Origin of the sequence: Peribacillus sp. Hz7 (assembly GCF_042136355.1) — a bacterium.
Taxonomy (GTDB): domain Bacteria; phylum Bacillota; class Bacilli; order Bacillales; family DSM-1321; genus Peribacillus; species Peribacillus asahii_A.
Map to the genome: position 1 here is coordinate 1 of NZ_JBHHJV010000018.1, position 12,968 is coordinate 12,968.

The 12,968-nt window shown below is 39.5% G+C and carries 11 protein-coding genes, 2 rRNA genes and 1 other annotated feature; all 13 genes read left to right on the forward strand.

Annotated elements, in window-relative coordinates:
- Positions 1-97 (forward strand): 23S ribosomal RNA (locus ACE199_RS18415); the annotation flags it as partial.
- Between the two features lie 66 nt (positions 98-163).
- Positions 164-279 (forward strand): 5S ribosomal RNA (gene rrf, locus ACE199_RS18420).
- 198 nt (positions 280-477) lie between these two features.
- Complete coding sequence (locus ACE199_RS18425; protein WP_375351096.1) at positions 478-939, forward strand: CtsR family transcriptional regulator; 462 nt, start codon at positions 478-480, stop codon at positions 937-939.
- 21 nt (positions 940-960) lie between these two features.
- Entirely contained in the window at positions 961-1,512 is a 552-nt protein-coding gene (gene mcsA / locus ACE199_RS18430) for a protein-arginine kinase activator protein McsA (protein ID WP_375351097.1), read from the forward strand.
- Entirely contained in the window at positions 1,509-2,585 is a 1,077-nt protein-coding gene (gene mcsB, locus ACE199_RS18435; protein ID WP_375351098.1) for a protein-arginine kinase McsB, read from the forward strand. The genes mcsA and mcsB overlap by 4 nt, the downstream gene beginning before the upstream one ends.
- Before the next feature lie 13 nt (positions 2,586-2,598).
- The gene (clpC, locus tag ACE199_RS18440) at positions 2,599-5,037 is read left to right on the forward strand and encodes an ATP-dependent protease ATP-binding subunit ClpC (RefSeq protein ID WP_375351099.1); all 2,439 of its coding nucleotides are present in this window, start codon (positions 2,599-2,601) and stop codon (positions 5,035-5,037) included.
- A gap of 192 nt (positions 5,038-5,229) precedes the next feature.
- Positions 5,230-6,618 (forward strand): DNA repair protein RadA, encoded by a 1,389-nt coding sequence (gene radA / locus ACE199_RS18445; protein ID WP_375351100.1) that lies wholly within the window; start codon positions 5,230-5,232, stop codon positions 6,616-6,618.
- A gap of 3 nt (positions 6,619-6,621) precedes the next feature.
- Positions 6,622-7,695: a DNA integrity scanning diadenylate cyclase DisA gene (gene disA / locus ACE199_RS18450; RefSeq protein ID WP_375351101.1), complete on the forward strand. Its 1,074-nt coding sequence runs from the start codon at positions 6,622-6,624 to the stop codon at positions 7,693-7,695.
- Between the two features lie 181 nt (positions 7,696-7,876).
- Positions 7,877-8,965, forward strand: coding sequence for a PIN/TRAM domain-containing protein (locus ACE199_RS18455; protein ID WP_375351102.1), 1,089 nt, complete (start codon positions 7,877-7,879; stop codon positions 8,963-8,965).
- A gap of 13 nt (positions 8,966-8,978) precedes the next feature.
- Entirely contained in the window at positions 8,979-9,683 is a 705-nt protein-coding gene (gene ispD, locus ACE199_RS18460) for a 2-C-methyl-D-erythritol 4-phosphate cytidylyltransferase (protein WP_375351103.1), read from the forward strand.
- Between the two features lie 5 nt (positions 9,684-9,688).
- A complete protein-coding gene (gene ispF / locus ACE199_RS18465) occupies positions 9,689-10,168 on the forward strand; it encodes a 2-C-methyl-D-erythritol 2,4-cyclodiphosphate synthase (RefSeq protein WP_127758644.1) in 480 nt (159 codons plus the stop codon).
- A gap of 98 nt (positions 10,169-10,266) precedes the next feature.
- Entirely contained in the window at positions 10,267-11,724 is a 1,458-nt protein-coding gene (gene gltX / locus ACE199_RS18470) for a glutamate--tRNA ligase (protein WP_127758645.1), read from the forward strand.
- 43 nt (positions 11,725-11,767) lie between these two features.
- Positions 11,768-12,012: a binding site (T-box leader), on the forward strand.
- A 301-nt stretch (positions 12,013-12,313) separates the two neighbouring features.
- Complete coding sequence (cysE, locus tag ACE199_RS18475; protein ID WP_127758646.1) at positions 12,314-12,967, forward strand: serine O-acetyltransferase; 654 nt, start codon at positions 12,314-12,316, stop codon at positions 12,965-12,967.
- The last annotated feature ends 1 nt before the right edge of the window (position 12,968 follow it).

Consider the following 12,968-nt stretch of genomic DNA (forward strand, 5'->3'; position numbering starts at 1 on the left):
GTAAGACCCCTGAAAGATGATCAGGTTGATAGGTCAGAGGTGGAAGTGTGGCGACACATGGAGCTGACTGATACTAATCGGTCGAGGACTTAACCTATTGTTTTGATAACACGCAATGCTTTCTTATTATCTAGTTTTGAAGGAACAACGTTCCTTATAATTGTTTGGTGACGATAGCGAAGAGGTCACACCCGTTCCCATTCCGAACACGGAAGTTAAGCTCTTCAGCGCCGATGGTAGTTGGGGGTTTCCCCCTGTGAGAGTAGGACGTCGCCAAGCATACATGAAATCAGCTGAAAAGCTGATTTTTTTTTATATAAAATTTTTTCTATTCACGTGTAATCACATATATATTAGGGGAAACTTATTCTATATCATACAAAAAAATACAAAATATAAACCATTTAATTTGCAAATTATAATTTTCGTTGTATAATATTAGTCAAATATAGTCAAAGTCAGGATGGAGGAGGTTGAGTGAGAAACATATCCGATATTATTGAAATTTATTTAAAGAAAATATTGGAAATGAGTCAAAAAGAAATTTTAGAAATTAAAAGAAGTGAAATTGCAGATAAATTTCAATGTGTTCCTTCTCAAATTAATTATGTTATTAATACAAGATTTACAATTGAAAGAGGATTTCTGGTAGAAAGTAAACGTGGTGGCGGCGGTTATATTCGGATTATGAAAATCAAATCACAAGAACACGCCCATCTTATTGATCAGTTAATCTCTATTATCGGCTCTAGAGTCTCACAATCAACTGCTGAAGGAATTATTGATAGGCTCATTAATGAAGACATTATCAATCATCGAGAAGCAAAGATTATGATGAGTGTTATTGATCGATCGGTTATTTATATAGATTTACCTGATCGAGATGAATTAAGGGCAAGAATTTTAACTGCGATGCTTACTACGTTCAAATATAAATGAGTCTTGCAGAGGTGAGAGTACATGATATGCCAAGAATGTAATCAGAGGCCGGCTGCCCTTCATTTTACGAAAATTGTAAATGGTGAAACAACTGAAGTGCATATTTGCGAAAAATGTGCCCAGGGAAAAAGCGATCTGTTTATGGATAATGAAGGATCTGGTTTTTCAATTAATAACTTATTAGCAGGGCTATTGAATATAGAGTCTAATTTTCAACACCCTAAGGCGAATTCTTTCCCAAAGACAGAGGAAGTACGTTGTCCGCACTGTCAGCTTTCTTTCAGGGAATTTGTTCGTATCGGTAAATTTGGATGTGCGATCTGCTGTGAAACTTTCAATAAACAGCTTAATCCTATTTTAAAGAGAGTGCATAGCGGTAATACTGCTCATATAGGTAAAATTCCTAAAAGAATTGGTGGTGCGCTTCATCTAAAAAAACAACTGGCCGAGATGAAAGATACGTTAAAAACTTATATCGACCAAGAAGAATTCGAAAAAGCTGCGGAGATTCGAGATAAAATTAGGGCTTTGGAAAAACGGGTTCATGCACAGGGTGAGGGGGATGAGTCATGAGTTTAGAGAAATTTTTACAAAATGCCCTCAGTTCTTGGATGAATCATGAAGGACCTGAATCCGATATCGTCTTAAGTTCCCGCGTTCGACTTGCTAGAAATTTTAAAGAGTATACCTTTCCAACATTATTTTCAAATGAAGAGGCAAAATCCATTCTTGAATTGATCAAAAAACGTTTGGAATCAGAAGTGAATTCAGAGATTGGTCAATTAGAGATGATAGAAATGGAGCAACTTCAGGCATTAGAAAAACGTGTGCTTGTTGAAAAACATTTAATCAGCCCTAAACTCGTTGATGAATCTACACACGGAGCTTGTTTATTATCAGACGATGAAGTCATTAGTGTGATGATTAATGAAGAAGACCATGTAAGAATCCAGTGTTTAATGTCAGGCCTGCAGCTAACAAAAGCTTTACAATTAGCAAATATATTGGATGATTGGTTAGAAGAAGCAATCGACTATGCATATGATGAAGAGAGAGGATACTTAACGAGCTGCCCGACGAATGTTGGCACAGGCTTACGTGCTTCAGTTATGATGCATTTACCAGGGTTAGTCTTGACTCAGCAAATTAATAAAATCATCCCAGCCATCAATCAGCTTGGTCTTGTTGTTCGAGGGATGTATGGTGAAGGCAGTCAAGCGTTAGGGAATATCTTTCAAATATCTAATCAAATTACGCTTGGTAAGTCTGAAAAAGACATCGTTGAAGATTTAACAAGTGTTGTTCAACAAATTATTGCCCAAGAAAGAGCAGCAAGAGAAGCATTAGTGAAAACCTCAAACATACAATTAGAAGATAGAGTTTTCCGTTCTTACGGAATTTTGTCAAACGCAAGGATTATCGAAACGAAGGAAGCGTCTACTTGCATTTCTGATGTGAGGTTAGGAATAGATTTAGGATACATTCAAAATATTTCAGAGAGCATCCTCAATGAATTAATGATTTTAACGCAACCAGGCTTTCTACAAAAATATGCCGGTGGACCATTAAGACCCTATGAAAGGGATATGCGTCGCGCGGCCCTCATCCGAGAGCGTTTAAACTTAGATACAAAAGAACATTCTTAAGGAGGAATTCACTATGATGTTTGGTCGTTTTACTGAGAGAGCTCAAAAGGTATTAGCACTGGCTCAAGAAGAAGCAATTCGTTTAGGTCATAATAATATTGGTACAGAACATATCCTTCTAGGCTTAGTACGTGAAGGGGAAGGGATTGCAGCTAAAGCGTTATATGCCCTTGGCCTAGGTGCAGATAAAATTCAAAAAGAAGTGGAAAATCTGATTGGGCGTGGTCAGGATACGTCTCAAACGATTCACTATACACCAAGAGCTAAGAAAGTCATTGAACTTTCTATGGATGAAGCAAGAAAGCTAGGACACTCATATGTGGGCACGGAGCATGTCCTATTAGGGCTTATTCGTGAAGGTGAGGGAGTAGCGGCTCGTGTGTTAAACAATCTAGGTGTTAGCTTGAACAAGGCACGTCAGCAAGTTCTTCAGTTGCTAGGAAGTAATGAGTCTGGCGGGCATCAAGGATCAGCCGCAGCGAATGCTAGCACACCAACATTAGATAGCTTAGCACGTGATTTAACAGCAATTGCTCGTGAAGGCAGTCTAGATCCTGTTATTGGGCGCAGTAAAGAAATCCAACGTGTTATTGAAGTGTTAAGTCGCCGTACAAAAAACAACCCTGTTCTTATTGGAGAACCTGGTGTTGGTAAAACAGCGATTGCAGAAGGGTTAGCCCAGCAAATTATTAACAATGAAGTCCCAGAAATTTTACGGGATAAGCGAGTCATGACGCTTGATATGGGTACAGTCGTGGCTGGTACCAAATATCGTGGTGAATTTGAGGACCGCTTGAAAAAAGTCATGGATGAGATTCGCCAAGCTGGAAACATTATTCTATTTATCGATGAATTGCATACGTTAATCGGTGCAGGCGGAGCAGAAGGTGCTATTGATGCTTCTAATATTTTAAAACCTTCATTAGCACGTGGAGAGCTTCAATGTATCGGGGCAACGACGCTTGATGAGTATCGTAAATATATTGAAAAAGATGCAGCACTTGAGCGCCGTTTCCAACCAATTCAAGTGGATGAGCCAACGATTGAAGAGTCCATTCAAATTTTAAAAGGGTTACGTGACCGTTATGAAGCACATCACCGTGTATCGATTACAGATGAAGCAATTGATGCGGCGGTTAAATTATCAGATCGTTATATTTCTGATCGATTCTTACCAGATAAGGCGATTGACTTAATTGATGAAGCAGGTTCAAAAGTACGTTTGCGTTCTTATACAACGCCGCCAAATTTAAAAGAGTTGGAAGTGAAATTAGAAGAGGTGCGTAAAGAAAAGGATGCTTCTGTTCAAAGTCAAGAATTTGAAAAAGCAGCTTCTCTTCGTGATACAGAACAACGTTTACGTGAACAACTGGAAGAAACAAAGAAAACGTGGAAGGAGAAACAAGGTCAAGAGAATAGTGAAGTAACCGTTGAAGATATCGCTCATGTTGTATCTAGCTGGACAGGTGTACCAGTAACAAGATTGGCTCAAACAGAATCTGATAAACTGCTAAATATGGAATCGATTCTTCATGATCGTGTAATTGGTCAAGAAGAAGCAGTCATCGCCGTTTCAAAAGCAGTTCGTCGTGCAAGAGCAGGATTAAAAGATCCGAAGCGTCCGATTGGTTCATTCATTTTCTTAGGTCCTACAGGGGTGGGGAAAACGGAACTTGCCCGTGCCCTAGCTGAATCAATCTTTGGTGATGAAGATGCCATGATTCGCATTGATATGTCAGAATACATGGAGAAGCATTCAACATCTCGTCTAGTCGGTTCACCTCCAGGTTATGTTGGATATGAAGAAGGCGGTCAATTAACGGAAAAAGTTCGTCGTAAACCATACTCTGTCGTGTTGCTAGATGAAATTGAAAAAGCACATCCAGATGTGTTTAATATTTTACTCCAAGTATTGGAAGACGGAAGATTAACAGACTCAAAAGGTCGTACCGTTGATTTCCGTAACACGATTTTAATTTTGACATCGAATGTTGGTGCGGCGGCGTTAAAAACGAATAAATATGTCGGATTTAATATTCAAGATGAAGGCCAAGATTACAAAGATATGAAAGGAAAAGTGATGGAAGAATTAAAACGTGCTTTCCGTCCTGAATTCCTAAACCGTATCGATGAAACAATTGTGTTCCACTCATTAGAGAAAAAGCATTTAACAGAGATTGTTTCATTAATGGCTGATCAATTAATTAACCGTTTAAAAGAGCAAGAGATTTTCCTAGAGCTAACAGAGGCGGCGAAGGAGAAAATCGCCAAGGAAGGATTCGATCCAGAATACGGCGCACGTCCAATCCGTCGAGCTTTACAAAAACATGTGGAAGACTTCCTTTCTGAAGAACTATTAAAAGGAAATGTTCAAAAAGGACAAAAGGTTGTACTAGATCTTGTAGATGGGGCATTAGCCATTAAACAACCTGAAGCTGTTCCGCATGAATAATTAAAGAACGAAAAAACATCGAGGTACATGCATTTATTGCAGTGTACCTCTGTTTTTATATACAATAAAAAACTAGCCTTAGGTTAATTTTTCTAAAATATACGTGTGAAGGCGTTTCCAAAAAGGATTAAATAGAGTCTATGTGTAATATCTTTTATTAATACCCAGTTTAGGGTAGAGGGAGCAAGTAGAGTGGCTAAAAAGAAAACAAAATTTATGTGTCAGTCATGTGGATATGAATCACCGAAATGGATGGGGAAATGTCCAGGGTGCGGCGAGTGGAACAAAATGGTGGAGGAAGTCGAAATTGTAAAGCCCGGGAGAAGGGGAGCGTTTGCTCACTCTGATACACAGATTGGGACAGGAGAAAGAATTAAAGCTGCTCCGATTACGACGATTCAAACAGAGCAAGAGCCGCGTATCGCAACAGATTTAGCAGAATTAAACCGTGCTCTTGGCGGCGGGATTGTGCAAGGTTCGCTTGTGTTAATTGGCGGTGACCCTGGAATTGGGAAATCAACTTTGCTTCTCCAAGTATCTTCGCAGCTTGCTCGCAAAGGAAAGAAAGTGCTCTATATTTCTGGAGAAGAATCGGTGAAGCAAACGAAGTTAAGAGCAGACCGCCTTGGTGTGGCATCTGAGAATCTATTTGTTTATTCTGAAACAGATATGGATTATATTCAACACGCTATTAGTGAAGTGAATCCTGATTTAGTGATTATCGATTCGATTCAAACAGTTTATCAATCCGAAGTTACATCTGCACCAGGAAGTGTTTCCCAGGTACGTGAATGTACAGCTGCATTAATGCGAATTGGAAAGACAAAGGGCATTGCCATTTTTATTGTCGGGCATGTTACGAAAGAAGGAGCGATTGCCGGTCCACGCTTGCTCGAACATATGGTCGATACGGTGTTATATTTTGAAGGAGAGCGACATCATACATATCGAATTATTCGAGCAGTGAAAAATCGTTTCGGTTCGACAAACGAGATGGGGATTTTTGAAATGAAAGAAGATGGCTTAGAAGAAGTAGCCAATCCATCTGAGATTTTTCTAGAGGAACGGTCTCAGGGAGCCTCGGGTTCGACTGTTGTTGCCTCGATGGAAGGAACGAGACCAGTCCTCGTTGAAATTCAAGCTTTAATTTCACCAACAAGCTTTGGGAATCCGCGTCGTATGGCTACAGGCCTTGATCATAATCGAGTGTCATTGTTAATGGCAGTATTAGAGAAGCGTGTCGGTTTACTGCTGCAAAATCAAGATGCTTATTTGAAGGTAGCTGGCGGTGTGAAGCTGGATGAGCCGGCAATTGATTTAGCGGTTGCGATTAGTATTGCTTCCAGCTTTCGAGATAAACCAACAAGACCAACAGATTGCTTTATCGGTGAAGTAGGCTTAACAGGGGAAGTTAGACGGGTATCTAGAATTGAGCAACGTGTTCAAGAAGCTGCAAAACTTGGATTTGAACGGGTGCTTCTTCCGTCCAATAATATGGTTGGTTGGACGGTACCAAAAGAGGTTGAGGTTATAGGCGTTTCATCCGTGGCAGAAGCGCTTCAATACGCATTAGGGGGGTAAAATATGAATGATAAAAAACTTTATGAAAAAATAAAGTTAGACATTTTGCAACTTGTTGCGCCAGGGACTCCATTACGTGAAGGGATTGAGAATGTACTCCGGGCCAATACAGGTGGTTTAATAGTCGTTGGGTACAATGAAAAAGTTCGTTCGATTGTCGATGGCGGATTTAAAATTAATTGTCCTTGTACGTCCAGTACATTATATGAACTAGCTAAAATGGATGGCGGGATTATTTTAAATGAAAAAGCAGATACGATTTTGCTTGCGAATGCCCAGCTTGTCCCTGATATTAGTGTTTCTTCTACAGAAACAGGCATGCGCCACCGAACAGCGGAGCGGGTTGCACGGGAGACAAAATCGCTTGTTATTGCCATTTCTCAGCGACGTAATGTCATTACCTTATACCAGGGGAATTTTCGTTACGCGTTAAAAGATATTGGTGTCATTTTGGCAAAGGCTAATTTAGCGATTCAAACGTTAGAGAAATATAAAGTCGTGTTGCAGCAAAGTATTGCCGTTTTAGGTGTTTTAGAATATGAGGAAATCGTCACGTTTGCGGACCTGCTTCAAGTGTTTCATCGATATGTGATGGTATTACGTATTAAAGCAGAACTTGTCGCGTATTTACATGAATTAGGTACAGAAGGACGCCTTATTCGTTTACAAATGAATGAAATTCTTGCTGATATCGAAATTGAAGGAAAATGGCTTATTAAAGACTATGCATGTAAAAACGATGAAAACCCTGACTTTGTTGTGGCTAAACTCCAAGAATTAGCCATGCAGGAGAATTTAGATGAGGGTGCTCTATTGAAAATTTTGGGATATAATGGCTATATTCATCTTGATGAATTAGTACATGCTAGAGGCTATCGCATGCTGCATAAAATTTCTCGTCTCCCTGGGTTAATTATTGAAAATCTAGTGCAACGGTTTGGCAGCTTTGCTGATATTCATAAAGCTTCTGTTGCGGAATTGGATGATGTCGAGGGAATTGGGGAAGTGCGTGCCAATAAGATTAAAGAAGGGCTTCGTATTTTAAAAAACCAACTTGTGACAGACAGAAGGATGTAGATAAATGGGTCTATTCTTCTCAAATTCCCCCAAAAAGTGAGAGGTACTTCCTTTTTGACACGTAATTCGTACGGTGCTAGGCTTAAAAAGAAATCCTTTTTATCTTTTATCTCGTTTAACTGAAGTATATATGATTGTATTTGTATAAAATTGTTCATAATGGAGAGAGGGAGGTGAAATGATGTTAAAGCGGATTATACAGGCCTGCTTTTTAATAATTGGTGGAACACTCGGTATGTTTCTTATTCCGGAATTATTAGTGGTGTTACGTGCCGATGATGTAGCTATTTTAAATAATCCTTATGCAAGTGTACTCCTAGGAGCTATTATTTTTTATCTTCTTACGTTTTGGTTATTGGATTATGTTTTAAACTTTATGAAGTGGTTAGAAGAGCAGCTTGTTAAAGTCCCAATTACAGATATTATTTTTGGTAGTTTGGGGCTGCTGGTCGGTCTAGTCGTGGCTTACCTTATTAGTTCAGCGTTTAATGCGATTCGCGTACCGATACTAGATACTATTGTGCCAATTATTTTAACGTTGTTATTTGGTTATTTTGGTTTTCAAGTAGGTGTGAAAAAGCGCGATGAATTATTGAATCTATTTTTAAAAGCAAATAAAAAGAAACATGTAACTAGTGAAGAAAGTGAAGAAGAGTCAAATCATAAATTAAAAATCCTAGATACTAGTGTTATTATTGATGGCCGAATTGCGGACATTTGTCAAACAGGCTTTTTAGAAGGGACGATTGTCATTCCGCAGTTTGTATTGAATGAACTCCAACATATTGCAGACTCTTCTGATGCGTTAAAAAGAAACCGCGGTCGCCGAGGTTTGGATATTTTAAATCGTATTCAAAAAGATGTGCCGATTAAGGTGGAAATGTATGAAGGAGACTTTGAAGATATTCAGGAAGTAGATAGTAAGCTAGTAAAGCTTGCTAAAGTAACAGGCGGCATTGTGGTGACCAATGATTTTAATTTAAATAAAGTGTGTGAATTTCAAAAGGTAGCTGTATTAAATATTAATGATTTGGCCAATGCGGTAAAGCCGGTCGTTCTTCCAGGTGAAGAAATGAGCGTGCAAGTAATTAAGGATGGGAAAGAGCAGAATCAAGGTGTAGCCTATTTAGATGATGGGACGATGATTGTAGTCGAAGGTGGAAGAGATCATATTGGAAAGCGACTGGATGTACTTGTTACGAGTGTATTGCAAACGTCTGCCGGACGAATGATCTTTGCGAAACCGAAGCAGTTAGAGAAAGCATTATAGAGGAGAAACGGTTATGTTGTATGAAGTGGTGATTCCCGCAGCGGGACAAGGGAAAAGGATGAAGGCGGGGAAGAACAAGCTATTTATTGAACTTTCAGGGATTCCCATTATTATTTATACGCTGCGAGTATTTGAGGCGGACCGCCATTGTCAAGGTATCATTTTAGTCATTAATCCAGCAGAAGAGGCTTATTTTACTGAATTAATGGATGCTTATGGATTGAAGAAAGTGAAGAAATTAGTAGCTGGCGGGGCGGAACGTCAACAAAGTGTTTTTAACGGTCTAAAGCATACAAATGAGGAAATTGTACTTGTACATGATGGAGCGCGTCCGTTTATTGATCAGGCGTTGATTCATTCATTAACGGAAGCCGCTTCCCTTCATGCTGGAGCAATCGTTGCTGTACCAGTTAAGGATACGATTAAAAGGGTGAAAGAACGATCTGTAGTGGAGACCGTTGAACGATCAAGCTTGTGGGCGGTACAAACGCCACAAGCTTTTCGTGTGCCTATTTTATATAAAGCACATAAACAGGCAGAAGCGGATGAATTTCTTGGTACAGATGATGCTAGTCTTTTAGAGCGGATGGGCGAACAAGTGGTTATTATTGAAGGGGATTATGATAATATAAAAATTACGACACAAGAAGATCTTTATTTTGCCGAAGCTATTTTACATAAGCAGGCGAAGAGGAAGATGGAGAAAGAGAAGGAGTGAATAGAATGTTTCGAATTGGACAAGGATTCGATGTTCATCAGTTGGTAGAAGGAAGACCGTTAATTATTGGCGGCATTACGATCCCTTATGAAAAAGGGCTGCTTGGTCACTCGGATGCGGACGTCTTGCTTCATACTGTAGCTGATGCTGTACTTGGAGCGATTGGTGCTGGCGATATCGGAAAGCATTTTCCTGATACAGATCCTGAGTTTAAAGATGCGGACTCTGCCAAGCTTCTTGAGCATGTTTGGAATCTAGTGAAACAAGAAGGCTACAAGCTAGGAAATATTGATTGTACGATTATTGCCCAAAGCCCCAAAATGGCACCTTATATTGAAGCAATGCGTGAGCGGATTGCTCAGCTATTAGAGGCGACGGTGGAGCAAGTAAACGTCAAAGCAACAACAACAGAGAAGTTAGGCTTCACAGGGCGCAAGGAAGGGATTGCTGCTCAAGCTGTTGTACTATTGGTGAAGTCAAATTAAAAGTCGTTCATCTGTGAATCGAAGTTTCCTTTATTCAAGTCTGTTTAAATGATAAAATATATAACGGTAAATTCGTGAGTATTTAGGAGGAGTTAGACATGAGCAGCGAAATCCGAGTTCGCTATGCACCGAGTCCAACTGGACATTTACATATAGGAAATGCCCGTACGGCTTTATTTAATTATTTATATGCACGCAACAAAGGCGGTAAATTTATTATTCGTATTGAAGATACAGATACGAAGCGTAATATTGAGGGCGGCGAAGAAAGCCAACTGAAATATTTAAAATGGCTAGGTATGGATTGGGATGAAAGCATTGATGTTGGCGGTGAGTATGGACCGTACCGTCAGTCAGAGCGAAATGACCTTTATAAAAAATTGTACGAAGAACTGTTAGATAAAGGGTTAGCGTATAAATGCTACTGTACAGAAGAAGAGCTGGAAGCGGAACGCGAAGCACAGCAGGCAAAGAACGAGACGCCGAAGTATTCTGGAAAGTGTCGTCATTTAACGGCTGAGGAGCAAGCGAAGTTAGAGGCAGAAGGTAGAAAGCCGAGCATTCGCTTTGTCGTTCCTGCAGGTAAAGTATATACATTCCAGGATATGGTGAAGGATGAAGTATCCTTTGAATCAGAGGGCATCGGTGATTGGGTTATCGTAAAGAAGGACGGAATTCCTACTTATAACTTTGCTGTAGCTGTGGATGATCACTTGATGAAGATTTCTCATGTTTTACGTGGGGATGATCATATTTCTAATACACCAAAGCAATTGATGATTTATGAAGCATTTGGTTGGGAACCGCCAATTTTCGGTCATATGACGTTAATTGTGAATGAGAGCCGAAAGAAATTAAGTAAACGTGATGAGTCCATTATTCAATTTATTGAGCAGTATGAGGCATTAGGATATGTACCGCAAGCATTGTTTAACTTTATCGCGCTTTTAGGCTGGCATCCAGGCGGCGAAGAAGAAATTTTCTCAAAAGAAGAGTTTATTAAACTGTTTGATGCAGAGCGGTTATCGAAGTCACCAGCGCTTTTCGATCAGCAAAAATTAACTTGGTTAAACAATCAATACGTGAAGCAGCTTGACCTGGATCGTGCGGTTGAAATTTCTTTACCACATTTGATTAAAGCAGGAAAAGTAGCAGAGGTGCGTACAGCCGAGCAGGATGAATGGGTTCGTGATTTAATTGGTCTATATCAAGAGCAAATGAGTTACGGAGCAGAGATTGTTGATTTATCTCAATTGTTCTTTAAAGAAGAATTGGAATATGAAGAGGAAGCGAAAGAGGTATTAGCGGAAGAGCAAGTACCGGAAGTCATGCAAGCTTTTCTTCAAGAAGTGGAAGCATTAGAAGCCTTTACAGCGGAAGAAATTAAGAAATCCATTAAAGCTGTTCAAAAAAGCACAGGACATAAAGGGAAGAAGCTATTTATGCCGATTCGTGCAGCAGCAACAGGTCAAACGCATGGTCCGGATTTACCAAAAGCGATTGCCCTGTTAGGCAAAGAAAAAATTAAACAACGCTTGCAAAGTATTTTATATTAACAATTTGCCAAAAATATAATATAGTATTAAATAATCTTACAAGTTAAACGCGTTGATAGGGAGAAGTAGGAAAACGATGCTTTAATAGAGAGAACCATAACCTGCTGAAAGTGGTTCAGGCCCCTCGTTTTTTGAAATGCACCCTTGAGTACTTTGCTGAATGAATAGTAGGCAAAGGCGGCCGTCCTCCGTTATCAGGATAAAAGTTGGGGATGATAAAATGAATGTTTAACCTATGTTTATCATTCCAAACAGAGTGGAACCGCGCTTTCTATTAGCGTCTCTGTCTATTTAGACAGGGGCGCTTTTTGTTTTTTACAGGGGAAAATATAAACGGCTGTATCTTCTGGCTTTCTCATGCTGGTAAGGACTGAGCAAGCCGCTTGTATGTTTGTTCTTTTTAAGGCTTTATTACATATATGAATTGAGCTATGTAATAACGGCATATAAAAAGTCTATCTTTATATGAACAAGGGGGCGTGTTATTTATTATAGTTAACTGTGATTGTAGGGGTATATCCAGTTGAGGAAGTAAAGAAGTGTTTTGAGTTGTAGAGATAAGTAAGTGTCGAACTATGGGGGGATTACATTGTTTAAAATGTTTAAAGAGGATGTTGAAGTCATTTTTGATCAAGATCCAGCAGCGCGTAGTTATTTAGAAGTTATCTTAACGTATTCAGGTCTTCATGCTATTTGGAACCATCGAATTGCTCATGCATTTTATAAAAGAAAGCTATATTTTATTGCCAGATCTATTTCACAGATTAGCCGCTTTTTCACAGGAATTGAAATTCATCCGGGGGCAAAAATTGGCCGTCGTTTCTTTATTGATCATGGGATGGGGATTGTGATTGGAGAAACATGTGAAATTGGAGATAATGTATCCGTTTTCCAAGGAGTTACACTTGGTGGAACAGGAAAAGAAAAAGGGAAGCGTCATCCGACGATTGAAGATAATGTGTTAATTGCAACAGGTGCGAAAGTGCTGGGGTCGATTACAGTAGGAGAAAATTCAAAGATTGGGGCAGGTTCTGTGGTGTTGAAAGAAGTGCCGCCTAATTCAACGGTTGTGGGGATTCCGGGGAAAGTCGTCATCCAAGACGGTGTTAAGGTGGGGAAAGACCTCAATCATTCAGATCTTCCTGATCCTATTGCAGACCGCTTTAAAGAGCTGGAAACAGAAATTAAACAATTGAAAGTGGAATTGGAATTGGCTCGAAAGCAGGAAGAAAGGAGTTTATAAA

Bases quoted from the DNA above. Each gene is read 5' to 3' on its own strand.
- mcsA (WP_375351097.1), top strand. From the start codon at position 961: ATGATATGCCAAGAATGTAATCAGAGGCCGGCTGCCCTTCATTTTACG.
- mcsB (WP_375351098.1), top strand. From the start codon at position 1,509: ATGAGTTTAGAGAAATTTTTACAAAATGCCCTCAGTTCTTGGATGAAT.
- clpC (WP_375351099.1), top strand. From the start codon at position 2,599: ATGATGTTTGGTCGTTTTACTGAGAGAGCTCAAAAGGTATTAGCACTG.
- disA (WP_375351101.1), top strand. From the start codon at position 6,622: ATGAATGATAAAAAACTTTATGAAAAAATAAAGTTAGACATTTTGCAA.
- ACE199_RS18455 (WP_375351102.1), top strand. From the start codon at position 7,877: ATGTTAAAGCGGATTATACAGGCCTGCTTTTTAATAATTGGTGGAACA.
- ispD (WP_375351103.1), top strand. From the start codon at position 8,979: ATGTTGTATGAAGTGGTGATTCCCGCAGCGGGACAAGGGAAAAGGATG.
- ispF (WP_127758644.1), top strand. From the start codon at position 9,689: ATGTTTCGAATTGGACAAGGATTCGATGTTCATCAGTTGGTAGAAGGA.
- gltX (WP_127758645.1), top strand. From the start codon at position 10,267: ATGAGCAGCGAAATCCGAGTTCGCTATGCACCGAGTCCAACTGGACAT.